Raw genomic sequence first — 19,151 nt, forward strand, 5'->3', positions numbered from 1 at the left:
GAAGCTGTTGTCCAACCCTGGGCACATGTGTTCGCAGCGCGTGCGAAAAAGGGCTCGGTGTTGTCGGCGCGGAGTCGTAGGCTTGGAAACCCAGAGGTTGTCGATCGGCGAGAACCTTGCAACGGGAGGTATGTGCAGGCCACAGAGCCGGCCCATGACTCAGACACCCACAGCCCAGACCCCTGCGCCGGGGCAGGCGCGAGCCCAGTTCACCGTTCCGGCCAAGCATCCGATGGTGACTGTCCTGGGCTCAGGAGACGCGCTGCTGCGCGTGATCGAGACGGCCTTCCCGGCGGCCGACATCCATGTCCGCGGAAATGAGGTCAGCGCTGCCGGAGACGCGACGGAAGTCGCCCTGATCCAGCGCCTGTTCGACGAGATGATGCTGGTGCTCCGCACCGGTCAGCCGATGACGGAGGACGCAGTGGAACGCTCGATCGCCATGCTCAGGGCGAGTGAGAGCGGCGAGGGGGACGGCCTGGAGACACCGGCCGAAGTGCTCACCCAGAACATCCTCTCCAGCCGCGGTCGCACGATCCGCCCCAAGACGCTCAACCAGAAGCGATACGTCGACGCCATCGACAGGCACACGGTCGTGTTCGGCATCGGCCCCGCAGGCACCGGCAAGACCTATCTCGCCATGGCGAAGGCGGTCCAGGCCCTGCAGTCCAAGCAGGTCAACCGGATCATCCTGACCCGTCCCGCCGTCGAGGCGGGTGAGCGGCTCGGATTCCTGCCGGGCACGCTCTACGAGAAGATCGACCCGTATCTGCGCCCGCTCTACGACGCGCTGCACGACATGCTCGACCCCGACTCGATCCCGCGGCTGATGGCGGCGGGCACGATCGAGGTCGCCCCCCTGGCATACATGCGCGGACGCACGCTCAATGACGCTTTCATCATTCTCGACGAGGCGCAGAACACCAGCGCCGAGCAGATGAAGATGTTCCTGACCCGGCTCGGCTTCGACTCGAAGATCGTCGTCACCGGTGACGTCACCCAGGTCGACCTGCCGAACGGGACCAGCAGCGGCCTGCGCCAGGTCCAGGAGATCCTGGACGGTGTCGAGGACGTGCACTTCTCCCGGCTCACCTCCCAGGATGTCGTCCGGCACAAGCTGGTCGGCCGTATCGTCGACGCGTACGAAAAATACGACAACCGAGACGGTCGCACCGGCCGGAACAGCCACAACGGGAAGTAGTCGCACCGCACCATGTCGATCGACGTCAACAACGAGTCCGGAACCGAGGTCGACGAGCAGGCGATCCTCGACATCGCCCGCTACGCGCTCGCGCGGATGCGGATCCACCCGCTCTCCGAACTCTCGGTGATCGTGGTGGACACCGACGCCATGGAGCAGCTCCACATCCAGTGGATGGACCTGCCGGGTCCCACCGATGTCATGTCCTTCCCGATGGACGAACTCCGTCCGCCGTCCAAGGATGACGAGGAGCCCCCGCAGGGGCTCCTCGGTGACATCGTGCTCTGCCCGGAGGTCGCCAAGAAGCAGGGGGAGGACGCGGAGACCCAGCACTCCATGGACGAGGAACTCCAGCTCCTCACCGTCCACGGAGTGCTGCATCTGCTCGGGTACGACCACGAGGAGCCGGACGAGAAGGTCGAGATGTTCGGCCTCCAGGCCGCGATCGTCGACGGCTGGCGCGCCGAGCACGGCCTGACCGGCCCGTCGCCCGCCCCCACCGTCTCATGAGCGTTCCCCTCGTCCTGGGTGCCGTCCTGCTGGTCGTCGTCGGCTGGCTGGCGGCCTGTGCGGAAGCGGGCATCGCCCGCACGTCGAGCTTCCGGGCCGCCGAGGCGGTCCGTTCCGGTCGGCGCGGCAGCCAGAAGCTGGAACAGGTCGCGGCGGATCCGACCCGCTATCTCAATGTCGCCCTGCTGGTGCGGGTCGCCTGCGAGATGTCGGCCGGTGTGCTCGTCACGTACGTCTGCCTGGAGGAGTTCCCGGAGACCTGGGAGGCGCTGGCCGTCGCCATGGCCGTGATGGTCCTCGTCTCCTATGTCGCCATCGGTGTGTCACCGCGCACCATCGGCCGTCAGCACCCCCTGAACACGGCCACGGCAGCGGCATACGTCCTGCTGCCGCTGGCCAGGGTCATGGGCCCGGTCCCGCAGCTGCTGATCCTCATCGGCAATGCGCTGACGCCGGGCAAGGGATTCCGCAAGGGTCCGTTCGCCAGCGAGGCGGAACTGCGGGCGATGGTCGACCTCGCCGAGCAGGAGTCGCTGATCGAGGACGAGGAGCGCCGCATGGTGCACTCGGTCTTCGAGCTCGGTGACACGCTCGCACGCGAAGTCATGGTGCCGCGGACCGATCTGGTCTGCATCGAGCGCTACAAGACGATCCGGCAGGCGCTGACCCTGGCGCTGCGCTCCGGCTTCTCGCGGATCCCCGTCACCGGGGAGAACGAGGACGACATCGTCGGCATCGTGTACCTCAAGGACCTGGTCCGCAAGACGCACATCAACCGCGGGTCGGAGGCCGACCCGGTCTCCACGGCGATGCGGCCGGCGGCGTTCGTGCCCGACACGAAGAACGCCGGCGATCTGCTGCGCGAGATGCAGCAGGACCGCAGCCATGTCGCGGTCGTGATCGACGAGTACGGCGGCACGGCAGGCATCGTCACCATCGAGGACATCCTCGAAGAGATCGTCGGCGAGATCACCGACGAGTACGACCGAGAACTCCCTCCCGTCCAGGAGCTGGAGAACGGCTGCTTCCGGGTGACCGCGCGCCTCGACATCGGCGACCTAGGGGAGCTGTTCGGCCTCGACGAGTACGACGACGAGGATGTGGAAACGGTCGGCGGACTGCTCGCGAAGGCGCTGGGTCGGGTGCCGATCGCCGGCGCGTCGTCGGTCGTCGACCTGCCGGACGGCCGCCGGCTGCGGCTGACGGCGGAGTCCCCGGCGGGCCGCCGGAACAAGATCGTCACGGTGCTGGTGGAGCCCTCTCCAGGGGTGGACGCGGGGTGACTCCGCAGCAGCTGAGGGTGTTCTGCCTGGAGTTCAACGCGAGCGTCGAGGAGTTCCCGTTCGGACCGGAGACGTCCGTCTTCAAGGTGCTCGGCAAGATGTTCGCGCTCAGCACGCTGGATGCGCGTCCGCTCACGGTGAACCTCAAGTGCGATCCGGACGAGGCGGTGCGGCTGCGGGAGGTGTACGACGCGGTGGTGCCGGGCTGGCACATGAACAAGCGGCACTGGAACACGGTGACGGTCTCCGGCGTCCCGGACCGAGTACTCCGCGAACTGATCGAGGACTCCTACGACCTGGTGGTGGCGGGGCTGCCGAAGGCGGAGCGGTTGCGGCTGGACCGGGCGTAGGCGGTACACGGGTGGGTGCGACCGTATGCTCGCCACATGACTGAGAGCACCGACCTCGGCCCCGAGGACCGCAAGATCGTCACGCTGGCGCGCAGCGCCCGCGCCCGCAACGGTGTCCCGGAGGGCGCGGCCGTACGGGACGAGACCGGACGTACGTACGTGGCGGGCACTGTGCAGCTGGAGTCACTGAAGCTCAGCGCGCTGCAGACCGCCGTGGCGATGGCCGTGGCCAGCGGCGCCACCTCGCTGGAGGCGGCCGCGGTCGTCTCCGAGGCGCAGACCCCGTCGGACGCGGACCGCGCCGCCGTACGGGACCTGGGCGGCCCGGACACACCGGTACTGCTCGCCGGACCCGACGGCACGCTGCGGGTCAGCGTGACGGCGGGCTGACGCCGACAGAAGCCACACACTGTGTGCGAACGCCCCGCACCCCACCGGCGCGGGGCGTTCGCACACCATGTGCGGGGATGAGGATCTTGACAGCATCTGATGGCCCATCAGTCGGCGCGTTTCGCTTCCATTGACTTCTCTTCGGCCGGAGTCGTCAATGGCCCCCCGTCGGCGCAGAAGAGCCGCTGCGCCGCATCCGGCAGGAGGGGGCTCCATGCGTCCGACCGTTCGAAGATTCAGTCTGCGAAGATCCGATGCCCGAAAAAGTCTCCCGCGTGGCCGCCGCTGGGCCGCCGTGCTGGGCGTGGGCGCGCTCGTCGTCGCCGGGGGAGGGGGGCTCGCAGGCCCCGCGCAGGCCATGGTCACGGCCTCCGTGCCGGTGGACTTCCCCACCCACTGCATTCCGCCGGCCATCGCGGGCATCCCGCCGATCGACGGGACCACCAAGGCCGAGATCACCGTCGACAACGCCGCCCCGATGGTGGGCGACACGGTCACCGTCACGTACACCGTGGTCAAGCCGGCCGCGAGCAACCCGGTCGATCTGGCGCTGCCCGCCGACATCATGACGCCGACCGGCAAGGTCACCGTCGGCGGTGCGCAGTCCGCGAGTGTCACCGTCGCGGGTCCGAAGAAGAACGACCCCGTACCCGGCAAGGGCGAATTCCCGCAGTTCTCGATGACCGGCACCTTCACGGTCACCGCGCCCGGTCAGATCACGCTGTCGCCCGGCGACTACAACATCCACACCAGTTACATCATGGAGCTGGACACTCCCTGCACCGTGACGAACCCGCCCGCCCCCGTCTCCGAGACGATCATCGCCACGGACGGCGGCGGCCAGGTCAACGAGCGTGCCATCCAGCTCGGGTCCGCATCCGGCAAGGCGGGCGACGCGGTCACCGTGACCGGGTCCGAATTCACCGCGGGCGCGGACATCACACTCGCGGGCCGGGCCGGTGACACCCAGACCGCCGACACGGCCACCGTCAAGGCGGACGGCTCCGGCGGCTTCAGCGGCCGGCTCACCGTCAACGATCCGGCGACCACCGGCATCGTCGCCTACGAGGGCGGCAGCTGGGACGCGGCCAAGGGCGCAGGCCCGCAGGCCTACACCGTCACCGGCGGTGGCGAGATCCCGGACGGCAGCCAGCGGCTCAACTCGTCCGTCAAGGCGGGCACGCTGTCCATGGTCCAGGCCGGGGACACCGTCGAGATGTCGGCGGTCGACTTCGGGAGGGGCGGCGCCTCCCGTGGCTCCCTGCAGACGGTGACGGTCGAGGACTACCGAGGCGGCCCCGCCGGCTGGTCGCTGACCGGCAAGGTCACCGACTTCAAGGGACCCGGTGGCGCGACGATCGGCGCATCCGCACTCGGCTGGACCCCGGTCTGTGCGACGAAGGCCGGCAGCCCCAGCACGTGTGCGGCCGGTTCTCCGGGACCTGTCGGCAGCGCGGGCGCCACGCTGGCGTCCACGCCGAACGGGACCTTCACCGGCGGTGAGTTCACCGTCGACGCCCGGCTCGCACTGAACATACCGGCCTACACCGCCCCCGGCGCGTACTCCGGCGTGCTCACCCTCACTCTCACGTGACCCCCGATCAACCGGTGGACCGGGCGCGCACCCGCCCGGACGCCCCGTCCAGAGACCAACCGACCAACCCGGAGGCCCTGCACCGTGCGCAAGCTGTACGTACTCCTCCTGGCCGGCGCCCTCCTGCTGATCGGAGCCCCCGCGGCCCACGCCGCGGACAACGGCAGCTGGTCGGTCTACCCGGCCACCACACAGGCCGGTCAGCGCCCGTACTTCTACCTCTCCGCCGACCCCGGCGCCACGCTCGACGACAAGGTCACCGTCACCAACAAGACGGACCGGCCGCAGACCTTCCGGCTGTACGCGGCCGACGCCTACAACACCGCACGCGACGGCGGATTCGCCGTCCGCGCCCAGAACGAGAAACAGCGCTCGGTCGGCGCCTGGGCGAGGACCGACCGCGAACGGGTCACCGTGCGGCCGCACGCCTCCGTCACCGTCCCGGTCACCATCACCGTTCCCAAGGACGCCGAGCCGGGCGACCACCCCGGCGCACTCGTCGCACTCGACGAACGCATCGACCCCGCCGACGCGGGAGCCGTCGCCGTCGGCATCCAGAAGGCGGTCGGTGCCCGGATCTATCTGCGGGTCAACGGACCGACCATGCCCGCCCTCTCCGTGGACGACGTCAAGGTCGAGCACACCCAGCCGCTGGTCCCGGGCACCGGCAAGAGCCGGGCCGTCATCTCGTACACACTCCACAACCGGGGCAATGTCACCCTCGACCCCAAGGTCGCCCTCAAGGCCGAGGGCCTTTTCGGCCGCACCCTGCTCGCCCGCGATCTCAAGAAGATCCCCTCCGAACTGCTGCCCCGCCAGCAGGTCCGACTGACCGAACAGTGGGCCGGCGCGCCCCAGCTCGAATGGGGCGAGATCGAGCTGACCGCGAGCGCCCGCGACACGCGCGAGTCCGCCGCCGTCTCCTACTTCGCACTGCCCTGGCTGGTGGCCGGGGCCCTGCTGGTGGTTGTCGGCGGAAGTACTGGGATGTGGATACGGGCCCGTCGGAACCGCACCCGCAGGGCCTGAGACGACGCGCGGCAGGACCCGCCGCGGCCCTTGGTGCGGTGGGGCCGCCGGCATCGGGGACAATGGGCGCCATGAGCGTTCGACCTGACACAGAAGCCGCTGCAAAGCAGGCTGCGAACAACGCCCCCCACCGGGCCGGTTTCGCCTGCTTCGTGGGCCGCCCCAACGCGGGCAAGTCCACCCTCACGAACGCTCTGGTCGGCCAGAAGGTGGCGATCACCTCCAATAGGCCCCAGACCACCCGGCACACCGTGCGCGGCATCGTGCACCGCGAAGACGCGCAGCTGATCCTGGTCGACACCCCCGGCCTCCACAAGCCGCGCACGCTGCTGGGCGAGCGTCTCAACGACGTCGTGCGGACCACCTGGGCCGAGGTCGACGTCATCGGCTTCTGTCTGCCCGCCGACCAGAAGCTCGGCCCTGGCGACAAGTACATCGTCAAGGAACTCGCGGGCATAAAGAAGACCCCGAAGATCGCCGTCATCACCAAGACCGACCTGGTCGACTCCAAGCAACTTGCCGAACAGCTGCTCGCCGTCTCCCGCCTCGGTGAGGAGCTCGGCTTCGAGTGGGCGGAGATCATCCCGGTCTCCGCGGTCAAGGACCGGCAGGTGGATCTGCTGGCCGACCTGATCGCACCGCTGCTCCCGGAGAGCCCGCCGCTCTACCCGGAGGGCGACCTCACCGACGAGCCCGAGATGGTCATGGTCGCGGAGCTGATCCGCGAGGCCGCGCTCGAAGGCGTACGGGACGAGCTGCCGCACTCCATCGCGGTCGTCGTCGAGGAGATGCTGCCGCGCGAGGGCCGTCCGGCGGACAAGCCGCTGCTCGACATCCACGCCAATGTCTACATCGAGCGCCCCAGCCAGAAGGGCATCATCATCGGCCCGAAGGGCAAGCGGCTGAAGGACGTCGGTACGAAGTCGCGCAAGCACATCGAGGCGCTGCTTGGTACACCGGTCTTCCTGGACCTGCATGTGAAGGTCGCCAAGGACTGGCAGCGCGATCCGAAGCAGCTGCGCAAGCTGGGGTTCTGACCGCCGTCCGAGTCCGGCCGTGGATTCAGACCGGTCTCGGCTTCTCAGCCGTACGCGCTCCCACGTGAGACCGGAGTCAGCGGCAGGCCCGTCTCACGCGCCCTCCTTCAGGACGCGTGAGACCAGTGTGCGCTGGGCTTCGGTCAGCTTCGGGTCCGCGCAGTGGACCGTCCGGTCGCCGACCGTGATCCGGTACCGGAAGCCGTCCGGTACGCCCGCGGGCGGGGTGCCGTGGCCCGCGGCCAGTGCCGATTCGGCCAGTGCCTCCCACTGGGCGGCGTCGGCCCGTCCGGTGGTGTCGACCTCGCGGTGGCGTGCGATGCCGGCGAAGCCGCCGGTCCTGCTGACCTGAATCCGCATGCGGTGTCCTCCATTGCCGGACGGGCCCGGGATTGTTCTACGCGGTCGGGACGCCCACCTCCGACCACGCCTTCAGGACCGCCTCCGCCTCGTCACCTTCCCCGAAGCGGCTGCGAGCCGCAGCCACCGTCAGCCGGGCGAAGGACGTGAAGTCCGCGTCCACGGCCAGTTGACCACCTGTGAGCACATCGAACCAGAGCTGCCCGGCCCGCTCCCACGCATTGCCGCCGAGTGCCGTCGCCAGCAGATAGAACGCGCGGTTCGGGATGCCCGAGTTGAGGTGCACCCCGCCGTTGTCCTCGCTGGTGTGGACGTAGTCCTCCATCGACGCGGGCTGCGGGTCCTTGCCGAGTACGTCGTCGTCGTACGCGGTTCCCGGCGCCTTCATCGAGCGCAGGGCGACACCCTGGACCCGGGGAGCCAGCAGTCCGGCACCGATCAGCCAGTCGCCCTGGTCGGCGCTCTGGCCCAGGGAGTACTGCTTGACCAGGGAACCGAAGACGTCGGACACCGATTCGTTGAGCGCGCCGGACTGGCCGTAGTAGCTCAGGTTGGCGGTGTGCTGGGTCAGGCCGTGCGCCAGCTCGTGGGCGATCACATCGATGGCGACGGTGAAGTCCAGGAAGATCTCCCCGTCCCCGTCGCCGAAGACCATCTGCTCGCCGTCGAAGAAGGCGTTGTTGTACTTCTCGTCGTAGTGCACGGAGCCGATCAGCGGCAGCCCGTTGCCGTCGATCGAACGGCGTCCGTACGCCTTGAGCAGCAGTTCGAAGGTGGCGCCGAGTCCCGCGTATGCGCGGTTGACGCTTGCGTCCTTCGTCGGCTCCTGCCCCTCGGCGCGGACCTTGGTGCCAGGCAGTTGGGTGCGGTGGCGGCAGTCGTACAGCGTCCGGTCGGGCTTGTCGGACGCCTCCCCCTCGGTCGCGGGGGCGACAGGAACGGTGACGACCGTTGCCATCTGGCGGCGGGTGCGACGGGCGGCGTCGCCCTCCAGGGTGCGGCGGGCCGGGCCTGCGAGATCTGGGTTGTCGGACTGCGACAGCTTGTCGAGGACATGGGGCGGCACGATGGTGCAGAAGACGGGGTGGAACCCGTGCTGAGACTGAGGCTGCATGAAGCCGACTGTGGCACCAGGTAATCGCAATGTCACTGGTTGCGACCAGAATTGACGAAATGGAGTGATCGATCACTGTTGGCCGTTTCCGGCGTCCGGTCCCGCATGCTGATACGGGAGGGGTGCATCAGGCGCCTCTCGGCTACTCTCGTCGCATCATGCGTTTCGGGCTGCTTCTTCTTAGCTGCCGCGGCGAGGGCCTGTAGTCGTAGGCCGACCCCCTCCCCGCGGAGTCTGGTGTTGCAGCGACACAGTCGGCCGTCCCATTGGTTGGACCCCCGAGGAGCCGTACGCCATGACCGCCGCAATTCCCGCCGAGACCGCTGTTGGCCGCCCGACGCCGATCACCAACGCGACCCAGCTGCAGAAGCCGTCCGGGATGCCGATCCACAAGTACGGCCGCTACGAGGCCGTCGAGATCCCCGACCGCACCTGGCCGGACAACCGGATCAACGTCGCGCCCCGCTGGCTGTCCACCGATCTGCGCGACGGCAACCAGGCCCTGATCGACCCGATGTCGCCGGCCCGCAAGCGCGAGATGTTCGATCTGCTCGTACGCATGGGCTACAAGGAGATCGAGGTCGGTTTCCCGTCCTCCGGTGAGACCGACTTCGCGTTCGTCCGCTCCATCATCGAAGAGGGCGCGATCCCCGAGGACGTGACGATCTCCGTACTGACGCAGGCCCGCGAGGACCTGATCGAGCGGACCGTCGAGTCGATCATCGGCGCCCGCCGTGCGACCGTGCACCTGTACAACGCGACGGCACCCACCTTCCGCCGGGTCGTCTTCCGCGGCTCGAAGGACGACATCAAGCAGATCGCCGTGGACGGCACCCGGCTGGTCATGGAGTACGCGGAGAAGCTGCTGGGCCCGGAGACGATCTTCGGTTACCAGTACAGCCCCGAGATCTTCACCGACACCGAGCTGGACTTCGCCCTGGAGGTCTGTGAGGCGGTCTGTGACGTCTGGCAGCCGGAGGAGGGCCGCGAGATCATCCTCAACCTGCCCGCCACCGTGGAGCGTTCGACCCCGTCCACGCACGCGGACCGGTTCGAGTGGATGTCGCGCAACCTGTCGCGCCGCGAGTTCGTCTGCCTGTCGGTCCACCCGCACAACGACCGCGGCACCGCCGTCGCCGCCGCCGAACTGGCCATCATGGCCGGTGCCGACCGGATCGAGGGCTGCCTGTTCGGCCAGGGCGAGCGCACCGGCAATGTCGACCTGGTCACCCTGGGGATGAACCTGTTCTCGCAGGGCGTCGACCCGCAGATCGACTTCTCGCAGATCGACGAGGTCCGCCGCACCAGCGAGTACTGCAACCAGATGGAGGTCCACCCGCGCCACCCCTACGCGGGCGACCTGGTCTACACCGCCTTCTCCGGCTCCCACCAGGACGCCATCAAGAAGGGCTTCGACGCCATGGAGGCCGACGCGGCCGCCCAGGGCAAGACGGTCGACGAGATCGAGTGGGCGGTGCCCTACCTGCCGATCGACCCGAAGGACGTCGGCCGCAGTTACGAGGCCGTCATCCGGGTCAACTCGCAGTCCGGCAAGGGCGGGATTGCCTACGTCCTGAAGAACGACCACAAGCTGGATCTGCCGCGCCGGATGCAGATCGAGTTCTCCCGGATCATTCAGGCCAAGACCGACGCCGAGGGCGGCGAGGTGACGCCGGCCCAGATCTGGTCCACGTTCCAGGACGAATACCTGCCGAACCCGCACAACTCCGCGGCCCAGTGGGGGCGTGTACAGCTCCGCTCCGGCCAGACCACGACCGGCTCCGACGGCCAGGACACCATCACCGTCGAGGCGACGGTGGACGGCACGGACACCGTGCTCAGCGGCACCGGCAACGGCCCGATCTCCGCGTTCTTCGAAGCGCTGCAGGCCATCGGCATCGACGCCCGTCTGCTGGACTACACCGAGCACACCATGAGCGAGGGCGCCAGCTCCCAGGCCGCCTCGTACATCGAGTGCGCGATCGACGGAAAGGTTCTGTGGGGCATCGGCATCGACGCCAACACAATGCGTGCCTCGCTGAAGGCGGTCGTCTCCGCCGTCAACCGCGCCACCCGCTGACCCGGTGCCCGAAAGGGCCTGAATGCGCACGGCCGAAGACCCCGCCCACCCTTAGAACTGCTTCTTATGGCCTCACCCACGAACGGCAGCGGCCCACTGCCAATCGTGGGTGAGGTCGCTATCCGGGGGGCGGGGTTCGGCCATCTCCGGCGGTTATGGCGATCGAGGTGCTGACGCCACGTCATCACTGTGGTTAACATCACGTCGACACGGCAATGTTGCCGAAGGGGGCACCTCCCGTGCCCTTGGGGCTACGGGGGAGTTACGGAGGTGTGCGACGTGCGGTCAGCCCTGGGACAACGCGCCATGAAGATGCGTATCTGCGGCATCCGCACCATCTGGGACACCGTCGGTGACGGCGAGTTCTTCTGCCCCGGCTGCGGCGGCGACCGCAACTACCGTCGGCTCACCGGCCGTCGGCGCCTCACGGTGCTCGGTGTCCCGGTGCTGAGGCGCGGCACCGCGGGTCCCGTCGTCGAATGCGCCGCCTGCCGGGCCCACTTCGACACCGATGTGCTCGACCACCCCACCACCACCCGGTTCTCCGCCATGCTCCGGGACGCCGTTCACACGGTCGTGCTCGGTGTCCTCGCGGCCGGCGGCACCGCCTCCCGTACGGTCCTGGAGACCGCGGCCGCCGCCGTGCGCGGCGCCGGGTTCGACGACTGCACCGAGGAACAGCTCTCCACCGTCGTCGAGGTCCTCTCCACCGACATCGGCCACGGATCCGCCTTCGACCCGGCGGCCGAGGCCTGCGGCGCGGCCCTCGCCATCGAACTGCACGAGGCGCTGGAACCCCTCGCTCCGCATCTGGCCCCCGCCGGACGCGAAGCGATCCTGCTGCAGGGCGCCAGGATCGCGCTCGCCGACGGCCCGTACGGGCCGTCGGAGCGGGAGGTGCTGACGACGGTCGGCGGAGCGCTGCAGCTCTGCGCCGAGGACACCGCCCGACTGCTCGCCGCGGCGGCGCGTACCCCCTCCTGAAGGCCGGCGCCCGCGACCGGGCCCGGCTGGTGACCATCGTGTGTGCCGGCGGGGCGGACGGGCGCTGAGACCGGCCGGTTGCGGGATGGGGCCGATGAGTCGTCCCGGTACCGGACAATGGACGCATGAGCTTGTTCCGGGACGACGGCGTGGTGCTGCGCACGCAGAAGCTGGGCGAGGCCGACCGGATCATCACGATCCTGACCCGCGGCCACGGCCGGGTGCGGGCCGTCGCGCGCGGCGTACGGCGTACGAAGTCCAAGTTCGGGGCACGGCTGGAACCCTTCTCCCACGTCGATGTGCAGTTCTTCGCCCGGGGCAGCGAGCTGATCGGCCGCGGTCTGCCGCTCTGTACCCAGAGCGAGACGATCGCCCCGTACGGCGGCGGCATCGTCACCGACTACGCCCGCTACACTGCGGGCACCGCGATGCTGGAGACCGCCGAGCGGTTCACCGACCACGAGGGCGAGCCCGCGGTCCAGCAGTATCTGCTGCTCGTCGGAGGGCTGCGCACCCTCGCCCGTGGCGAACACGAGCCGCATCTCGTCCTCGACGCCTTCCTGCTGCGTTCGCTCGCCGTCAACGGCTACGCACCCAGCTTCGAGGACTGCGCGAAGTGCGGCATGCCCGGACCCAACCGGTTCTTCTCCGTCGCGGCGGGCGGTGTCATATGCGGCGACTGCCGGGTACCCGGCAGCGTCGTACCCTCGGCTGAGGCCGTCACCCTGCTGAGCGCACTGCTCACCGGCGACTGGGAGACGGCGGATGCGTGTGATGCGCGTCATGTCAGGGAGGGGAGCGGACTGGTGTCCGCCTATCTGCACTGGCATCTGGAGCGCGGGCTGCGCTCACTGCGGTACGTAGAGAATTGACACAGGCAGATCAGGCACAGGGAGCGAGACAGTTCATGGCAGTACGCGGGATGCTCGGCGGCCGTAACCGGCGCGACTACAAGGCCCCGGAGCCGCACCCCTCCGGCGCCACGCCCCCGAAGATCCCCGACGAGCTGGTGCCCAAGCACGTCGCCGTCGTGATGGACGGCAATGGCCGCTGGGCCAAGGAACGCGGCCTCCCGCGCACCGAGGGCCACAAGGTCGGCGAAGGCGTCGTGATGGACGTCCTCAAGGGCTGCATCGAGATGGGCGTCAAGAACCTCTCGCTGTACGCGTTCTCCACCGAGAACTGGAAGCGGTCCCCGGAGGAAGTGAAGTTCCTGATGAACTTCAACCGGGACGTCATCCGCCGCCGCCGTGACGAGATGGACGAGCTGGGCATCCGTATCCGCTGGGTGGGGCGCATGCCGAAGCTGTGGAAGTCCGTCGTCCAGGAGCTCCAGGTCGCCCAGGAGCAGACGAAGGACAACGACAGGATGACGCTGTACTTCTGCGTCAACTACGGCGGCCGCGCCGAGATCGCCGACGCCGCACAGCGCATCGCGCAGGACGTCGCAGCCGGGAAGCTGGACCCGTCCAAGGTCAACGAGAAGACGTTCGCGAAGTACATCTACTACCCGGACATGCCGGACGTCGACCTCTTCGTCCGCCCCAGCGGCGAGCAGCGCACATCCAACTACCTGATCTGGCAGAGCGCATACGCCGAGATGGTCTTCCAGGACGTGCTCTGGCCGGACTTCGACCGCCGCGACCTGTGGCGGGCCTGCCTGGAGTACGCCCAGCGGGACCGGCGCTTCGGCGGTGCGGTGGAGACGGCTCAGGAGCCTACGGGCTGACCGGGGCGCCCCGGGCGGCCCTTACGGCCTCACCCACGATTGCCAGTGGGCGAGGCCGTTACTCCTTCGCGTTCGCGCACTCCGCGCACGTCCCGAAGATCTCCACCGTGTGGGCCACGTTCACATAACCGTGCTGCGCGGCGATCGTCTCCGCCCACTGCTCGACCGCGGGTCCCTCGACCTCCACGGCTTTGCCGCACATCCGGCACACCAGATGGTGGTGGTGTTCCCCGGTCGAGCAGCGCCGGTACACGGACTCGCCGTCCGTGGTGCGCAGCACATCGACCTCGCCCGCATCGGCGAGGGACTGGAGTGTGCGGTAGACGGTGGTCAGACCGACCGAGTCGCCGCGGTGCTTGAGCACATCGTGCAGCTCCTGGGCGCTGCGGAACTCGTCCACCTCGTCGAGCGCCGCAGCCACCGCCGCCCGCTGTCGGGTCGACCGGCCGCGTACCGGAGCCGCGTTCGTTCCACTGATCGGCGCCGTCGCCACAGCAGCCTCCTCGTGTCGCCCGTACCTGTGTCGGGCCATTGTGCCAGCCCGTCCGGGCGTCACGGCCGAACCGGGAGTTCGTCCGTCGCCGGACGGGAGGCCGGTACCTCAAGAGTGCACTCCTCCAACGCCGCTTCGCTCCGGCGGCCGCGCCTTCTGGCCAGCGGGGCCGCGAGCAGCGTCAGAACGACGAAGACCACGATGGCGAGCAGCACGATCGTCGCGCCGGGCGGGACGTCCTGGTAGTACGAGGTCACGGTGCCGGCCAGGGCCACCGCCGTACCGATGACGACGGACAGTACGAACGTCGCCTTGAAGGACCTGGAGATCTGCTGCGCGGCCGCGACCGGTACCACCATCAGCGCGCTGACCAGCAGCAGCCCGACGACCCGCATCGCCACGGTGACCGTCACCGCCGCCGTCACGGCTACCAGCAGATTCAGCGCGCGCACCGGCAGCCCGGTGACCCGGGCGAACTCCTCGTCCTGGCTGACCGCGAACAGTTGCCGGCGCAGCCCCAGCGTCACCAGCAGCACGAAGGCGGCCAGCAGACAGATCGCGGTGATGTCCTCGGTGGAGACCGTGGAGAGGGAGCCGAAGAGGTACGAGGTGAGGTTGGCGTTGGAGCCGGTGTCGGAGAGGTTGATCAGCAGGACACCGCCTGCCATACCGCCGTAGAACAGCATGGCCAGCGCGATGTCGCCGCGGGTGCGTCCGTACCACCGGATCAGCTCCATCACGACGGCGCCGACGACGGCGACCGCCGTGGCCATCCACACCGGGCTGGTGGAGAGCAGGAAGCCGAGGCCGACACCGGTCATCGCGATATGGCCGATGCCGTCGCCCATCAGGGCCTGTCGGCGCTGGACGAGATAGATGCCGACGGCGGGGGCGATGACGCCGACCAGGACGGCGGCGAGCAGGGCCCGCTGCATGAACGGAGGGTTGAGGAATTCCATGATCAGCTCAGCAGTCCCGTCCGGACGGGCTCGGAGGCCGCGTGGGGGTGTACATGGTCGTGTCCGGGCAGGGCGTGCTGGCCCAGCGCCTTCGGGGGCGGCCCGTCGTGCATCACACAGCCGTCGCGCAGCACGATCGCACGGTCGATCAGCGGCTCCAGCGGCCCGAGCTCATGCAGCACGAGCAGCACGGTGGTGCCGGCCGCGACCTGCGCGCGGAGCGTCGAGGCGAGGATCTCCTGGCTGGCCAGGTCGACGCCGGCCATCGGCTCGTCCATGATCAGCAGCTCTGGTTCGGCGGCCAGCGCCCGGGCGATCAGCACCCGCTGATGCTGCCCGCCGGAGAGCGCGTCCACCGAGTCCTCGGCCCGGTCGGCGAGGCCCACGAGGTCGATGGCCCGGTCGACGGCGGCCCGGTCGGCCTTGCGGAGCAGGCCCAGCTTCGTACGGGAGAGGCGCCCGGAGGAGACGACCTCACGGATGGTGGCGGGGACGCCGCCGGCCGCCGTGGTGCGCTGGGGTACGTAACCGATGCGCGCCCAGGCGCGGAAGCGGCGCAGCGGGGTCCCGAACAGCTCGATGGAGCCGCCGGTGAGTGGTACCTGGCCGATGACGGAGCGTACGGCGGTCGACTTGCCGGAGCCGTTGGCGCCGAGCAGGGCGACGACCTCGCCGCGGTGGACGGTCACGTCGATGCCGCGCAGCACCGGACGCGCGCCGAGCGTGGCCGTTGCGCCGCGCAGGGCTATCACGGGTTCAGTCGTGGTGCTCCCGGGCTCGGGCATGTGCGCCTCCGGTGCTGCTGTGGTGGGTGTTACGTGGGTCACTTCGCGCCGAGCGCCTTCTGCAGGGCTGCGAGATTGGACTGCATGACCTCGAAGTAGTCGTCGCCTTTGGACTTGTCCGTGATTCCCTCCAGCGGGTCCAGGACGTCGGTCTTCAGGCCGGTGTCCTTGGCGAGGGTCTTCGCGGTCTTGTCGCTGGCGAGCGTCTCGAAGAACACGGTGGTGACCTTGTTCTTCTCCGCGATGGTGTGGATCTCGTTGATCCGGGCCGGGCTGGGCTCGGCCTCGGGGTCGATGCCGGCGATGCCCTCCTGAGTCAGGCCGTAGCGCTCGGCGAGGTACCCGAAGCTGGAGTGGGTGGTGATGAAGGTCTTGGTCGCGGTGTCCTTCAGACCCGTCTCGTACGCCGTGTTCAGCGCGTCGAGCTTGTCGACCAGCGCGTCCGTGTTCTTGCGGTAGTCCGCGGCGTGGTCGGGGTCGGTCTTCTCCAGGGACTTCCCGACGCCCTCGGCGACCTCGGCGTACTTCACCGGGTCCAGCCAGATGTGGGGGTCGGCTCCGGCCTCGTCGCCGTGGTGCTCATGACCGTGTTCGCCGGCGCCGGCCTCGGTGCCGTGGTCTTCCATCGCGGTGAGCTTCGAGGCGTCGACGACATGCTTCGAGCCGGACTGCTTGATGGCGTCGTCGACGGCGGGCTGGATGCCCTTGAGGTACAGGATGTAGTCGGCGTCGCTGAGTCCGCCGATCTGTCGCGGGGTGAGCTCCAGGTCGTGCGGCTCGACGCCCGGCTTGGTCAGCGTGGTGACGGAGACGTGCTTCCCGCCTATCTGCTCGGCCAGGAACTGCATCGGATAGAACGAGGCCACCACATTCAGCTTGTCGCCGTTCTTGTGGTCGGCGGCATCCGAGGCGGAGCAGGCGGTGAGGGCGGTGAGGCCGAGGACGACTGTTCCGACGACGGTGACGGTGGGTATGAGGCGGCTTACGTTCATGACAGTCATTTTCAATGAAATTGGAAACGATTGTCAACAAGGCTGATCGGGTGCCCCCTCGGCCGACTGTGCCGGTACTGATTTGATACAGGGGGCATGCCCGCCGGTAATCTGAAGCATTCGCCCGCCCGTCTCCCGACCACCACCCCCCACCTAGGCGCTTCGCGCCACCCCTGTCCAAATTTCGTCGTCGTAATGAAGAGAGCACCGTGGCCGCCGACAAGATCGACTCCATCGTCAGCCTGAGCAAGCGCCGTGGCTTCGTCTATCCCTGCAGTGAGATCTACGGCGGTCAGCGTGCCGCCTGGGACTACGGGCCGCTGGGCGTGGAGATGAAGGAGAACCTCAAGCGCCAGTGGTGGCGCTACATGGTCACCTCGCGCGAGGACGTGGTCGGCCTCGACTCGTCGGTCATCCTGGCCCCCGAGGCGTGGGTTGCCTCCGGTCACGTCGCCACGTTCACCGACCCGCTGACCGAGTGCACCTCCTGCCACAAGCGCTTCCGCGCCGACCACCTGGAGGAGGCGTACGAGGAGAAGCACGGCCACGCGCCCGCGAACGGCCTGACCGAGCTCAACTGCCCCAACTGCGGCAACAAGGGCACCTTCACCGAGCCCAAGCAGTTCTCGGGTCTGCTCTCCACCCACCTCGGCCCGACCCAGGACTCCGGTTCGGTCGCTTACCTGCGTCCCGAGACCGCCCAGGGCATCTTCACCAACTTCGGCCAGGTGCAGCAGACGTCGCGCAAGAAGCCGCCGTTCGGCATCGCCCAGATGGGCAAGTCCTTCCGGAACGAGATCACTCCGGGCAACTTCATCTTCCGCACCCGCGAGTTCGAGCAGATGGAGATGGAGTTCTTCGTCAAGCCGGGCGAGGACGAGAAGTGGCACGAGTACTGGATGGAGCAGCGCTGGAACTGGTACACCGGCCTGGGTCTGCGCGAGGAGAACATGCGGTGGTACGACCACCCCGCGGAGAAGCTCTCGCACTACTCCAAGCGCACCGCTGACATCGAGTACCGCTTCCGCTTCGGCGGCAGCGAGTGGGGCGAGCTGGAGGGCGTCGCCAACCGCACGGACTACGACCTCAAGGCGCACTCCGAGGCCTCGGGCACGGACCTGTCCTTCTTCGACCAGGAGGCCGGCGAGCGCTGGACTCCGTACGTCATCGAGCCGGCAGCCGGTGTCGGCCGCGCGATGCTCGCCTTCCTTCTCGACGCGTACATCGAGGACGAGGCGCCCAACGCCAAGGGCGTCATGGAGAAGCGCACCGTGATGCGTCTTGACCCGCGCCTCGCGCCGGTCAAGGTCGCCGTCCTGCCGCTGTCCCGCAACCCGCAGCTGTCGCCGAAGGCCAAGGGCCTCGCGACCGACCTGCGGAAGAACTGGAACATCGAGTTCGACGACGCGGGCGCCATCGGCCGCCGCTACCGCCGCCAGGACGAGATCGGTACGCCGTTCTGCGTCACCGTCGACTTCGACACCCTCGACGACAACGCGGTGACCGTCCGCGAGCGCGACACCATGAAGCAGGAGCGTGTCTCCCTGGACCAGATCCAGGCGTACCTCGGCGCCCGTCTGCTGGGCTGCTGACGCACCACGGCTTTACGGCGAAGCCCCCGGTTCCTCGCATGGAACCGGGGGCTTCGCCGCGCACTGTCCACGCTGAGCGTTCGCGGCCACGCGCGGGAAAACCGGGTGCGGCGGCCGATGGGGCCGGGGTACGGTTTCGGCATGTATTCGTTCTTCCAGATCTACGAGTGAGAGCACGGCGGGTCCGACCACCCGCCGCCCATCGGATCGATTCCGCTTCAAACCTCACTTCTCACCACGAATGGGAGAACGCCGTGGCCAAGAGCCGCAACAACCTCCTCGGTGTGGGCGGACAGCGCAAGAAGCTGTCCCGCGCCGAGCAGCAGGGCGCGGGCCCTGCGCGCAACGCCGACCGCAAGACGGCTGCCGACCAGAAGCAGGAGCTGCTGCGCAAGATGCGTGAGCGCGCTCAGTCAAAACCGGCCTCCACGCAGGCTGCCTCGACCGCCGCGCAGACCGGGCCGTCGTCCGACGACTCCGCGCAGCCGAGTCCGTCCGAGCAGGACACCCCGGCACAGAGCTGACGCCCCTCAACACCCGTACGACCGTGGGCCCGGATCACCTGGAGTGATCCGCCGGCCCCGGGTAAGGGCTGTCCCGCAGCCACCACCCGAAACAACCGACCCTCCCGGCAAGCCTCGGCCATTCCCGGCACACCTCGTCCGCGCC

20 protein-coding genes are annotated in these 19,151 nt (G+C 68.6%); 14 read left to right on the forward strand and 6 right to left on the reverse strand.

The genetic code is table 11. The features are described from left to right. The first annotated feature begins 154 nt into the window (after positions 1-154). From ABT115_RS26750 to era, 8 genes are all read left to right on the forward strand, one after another. Entirely contained in the window at positions 155-1,201 is a 1,047-nt protein-coding gene (locus ABT115_RS26750) for a PhoH family protein (protein ID WP_351794768.1), read from the forward strand. A gap of 12 nt (positions 1,202-1,213) precedes the next feature. Then, entirely contained in the window at positions 1,214-1,711 is a 498-nt protein-coding gene (gene ybeY / locus ABT115_RS26755) for an rRNA maturation RNase YbeY (protein WP_351794771.1), read from the forward strand. After that, the gene (locus ABT115_RS26760; protein WP_351794774.1) at positions 1,708-2,994 is read left to right on the forward strand and encodes a hemolysin family protein; all 1,287 of its coding nucleotides are present in this window, start codon (positions 1,708-1,710) and stop codon (positions 2,992-2,994) included. The genes ybeY and ABT115_RS26760 overlap by 4 nt, the downstream gene beginning before the upstream one ends. Continuing rightward, positions 2,991-3,344: an MmcQ/YjbR family DNA-binding protein gene (locus ABT115_RS26765; RefSeq protein ID WP_351794777.1), complete on the forward strand. Its 354-nt coding sequence runs from the start codon at positions 2,991-2,993 to the stop codon at positions 3,342-3,344. Before ABT115_RS26760 ends, ABT115_RS26765 begins: the two co-directional genes overlap by 4 nt. 36 nt (positions 3,345-3,380) lie before the next feature. Next, positions 3,381-3,734, forward strand: a complete 354-nt coding sequence (locus tag ABT115_RS26770) for a cytidine deaminase-like protein (protein ID WP_266361613.1) — start codon at positions 3,381-3,383, stop codon at positions 3,732-3,734. Between the two features lie 214 nt (positions 3,735-3,948). After that, complete coding sequence (locus ABT115_RS26775) at positions 3,949-5,328, forward strand: WxL domain-containing protein (RefSeq protein ID WP_351794781.1); 1,380 nt, start codon at positions 3,949-3,951, stop codon at positions 5,326-5,328. 84 nt (positions 5,329-5,412) lie between these two features. Next, a complete protein-coding gene (locus ABT115_RS26780; RefSeq protein ID WP_351794784.1) occupies positions 5,413-6,357 on the forward strand; it encodes a WxL protein peptidoglycan domain-containing protein in 945 nt (314 codons plus the stop codon). Positions 6,358-6,419: 62 nt separating this feature from the next. After that, positions 6,420-7,394, forward strand: a complete 975-nt coding sequence (gene era / locus ABT115_RS26785; protein ID WP_351794787.1) for a GTPase Era — start codon at positions 6,420-6,422, stop codon at positions 7,392-7,394. Positions 7,395-7,487: 93 nt separating this feature from the next. Here the strand turns inward: era and ABT115_RS26790 are convergent, their stop codons facing one another. Both ABT115_RS26790 and ABT115_RS26795 read right to left on the reverse strand, forming a co-directional pair. Beyond that, the gene (locus tag ABT115_RS26790; protein ID WP_351794790.1) at positions 7,488-7,754 is read right to left on the reverse strand and encodes a protealysin inhibitor emfourin; all 267 of its coding nucleotides are present in this window, start codon (positions 7,752-7,754) and stop codon (positions 7,488-7,490) included. A 37-nt stretch (positions 7,755-7,791) separates the two neighbouring features. Further along, the gene (locus tag ABT115_RS26795) at positions 7,792-8,868 is read right to left on the reverse strand and encodes a M4 family metallopeptidase (RefSeq protein ID WP_351794793.1); all 1,077 of its coding nucleotides are present in this window, start codon (positions 8,866-8,868) and stop codon (positions 7,792-7,794) included. A gap of 295 nt (positions 8,869-9,163) precedes the next feature. Here ABT115_RS26795 and leuA point away from each other — a divergent pair, with 295 nt between their 5' ends. The 4 genes from leuA to ABT115_RS26815 all read left to right on the forward strand — a co-directional run bounded on the left by leuA (position 9,164) and on the right by ABT115_RS26815 (position 13,661). Next, positions 9,164-10,948, forward strand: coding sequence for a 2-isopropylmalate synthase (leuA, locus tag ABT115_RS26800; protein ID WP_351794795.1), 1,785 nt, complete (start codon positions 9,164-9,166; stop codon positions 10,946-10,948). Positions 10,949-11,254: 306 nt separating this feature from the next. Further along, positions 11,255-11,932, forward strand: a complete 678-nt coding sequence (locus tag ABT115_RS26805; protein WP_351794822.1) for a TerB family tellurite resistance protein — start codon at positions 11,255-11,257, stop codon at positions 11,930-11,932. Positions 11,933-12,057: 125 nt separating this feature from the next. Further along, positions 12,058-12,804, forward strand: coding sequence for a DNA repair protein RecO (gene recO, locus ABT115_RS26810; RefSeq protein ID WP_351794798.1), 747 nt, complete (start codon positions 12,058-12,060; stop codon positions 12,802-12,804). Positions 12,805-12,839: 35 nt separating this feature from the next. Beyond that, positions 12,840-13,661, forward strand: a complete 822-nt coding sequence (locus ABT115_RS26815) for an isoprenyl transferase (protein WP_351794801.1) — start codon at positions 12,840-12,842, stop codon at positions 13,659-13,661. 58 nt (positions 13,662-13,719) lie between these two features. Here ABT115_RS26815 and ABT115_RS26820 read toward each other — a convergent pair whose 3' ends face one another. From ABT115_RS26820 to ABT115_RS26835, 4 genes are read right to left on the reverse strand one after another with little or no spacing between them, the layout of a single operon-like run. Then, a complete protein-coding gene (locus ABT115_RS26820; RefSeq protein ID WP_351794803.1) occupies positions 13,720-14,154 on the reverse strand; it encodes a Fur family transcriptional regulator in 435 nt (144 codons plus the stop codon). Between the two features lie 59 nt (positions 14,155-14,213). Beyond that, a complete protein-coding gene (locus tag ABT115_RS26825) occupies positions 14,214-15,113 on the reverse strand; it encodes a metal ABC transporter permease (protein ID WP_351794806.1) in 900 nt (299 codons plus the stop codon). 2 nt (positions 15,114-15,115) lie between these two features. Then, entirely contained in the window at positions 15,116-15,898 is a 783-nt protein-coding gene (locus tag ABT115_RS26830) for a metal ABC transporter ATP-binding protein (RefSeq protein WP_351794808.1), read from the reverse strand. Between the two features lie 38 nt (positions 15,899-15,936). Then, positions 15,937-16,890 carry a metal ABC transporter substrate-binding protein gene (locus tag ABT115_RS26835; protein ID WP_351794811.1) on the reverse strand — a complete coding sequence of 318 codons (954 nt, stop codon included), beginning with the start codon at positions 16,888-16,890 and terminating at the stop codon, positions 15,937-15,939. A gap of 209 nt (positions 16,891-17,099) precedes the next feature. On the opposite strand from ABT115_RS26835, the gene ABT115_RS26840 reads away from it, so the two are divergent. Together ABT115_RS26840 and ABT115_RS26845 are read left to right on the forward strand one after the other, a co-directional pair. Further along, entirely contained in the window at positions 17,100-18,482 is a 1,383-nt protein-coding gene (locus ABT115_RS26840) for a glycine--tRNA ligase (RefSeq protein ID WP_351794814.1), read from the forward strand. A gap of 254 nt (positions 18,483-18,736) precedes the next feature. Continuing rightward, positions 18,737-19,006 (forward strand): DUF6243 family protein, encoded by a 270-nt coding sequence (locus ABT115_RS26845; RefSeq protein WP_351794817.1) that lies wholly within the window; start codon positions 18,737-18,739, stop codon positions 19,004-19,006. Positions 19,007-19,151 lie beyond the last annotated feature (145 nt).

This window comes from Streptomyces sp. NPDC001832 (assembly GCF_040297265.1).
GTDB lineage: Bacteria > Actinomycetota > Actinomycetes > Streptomycetales > Streptomycetaceae > Streptomyces.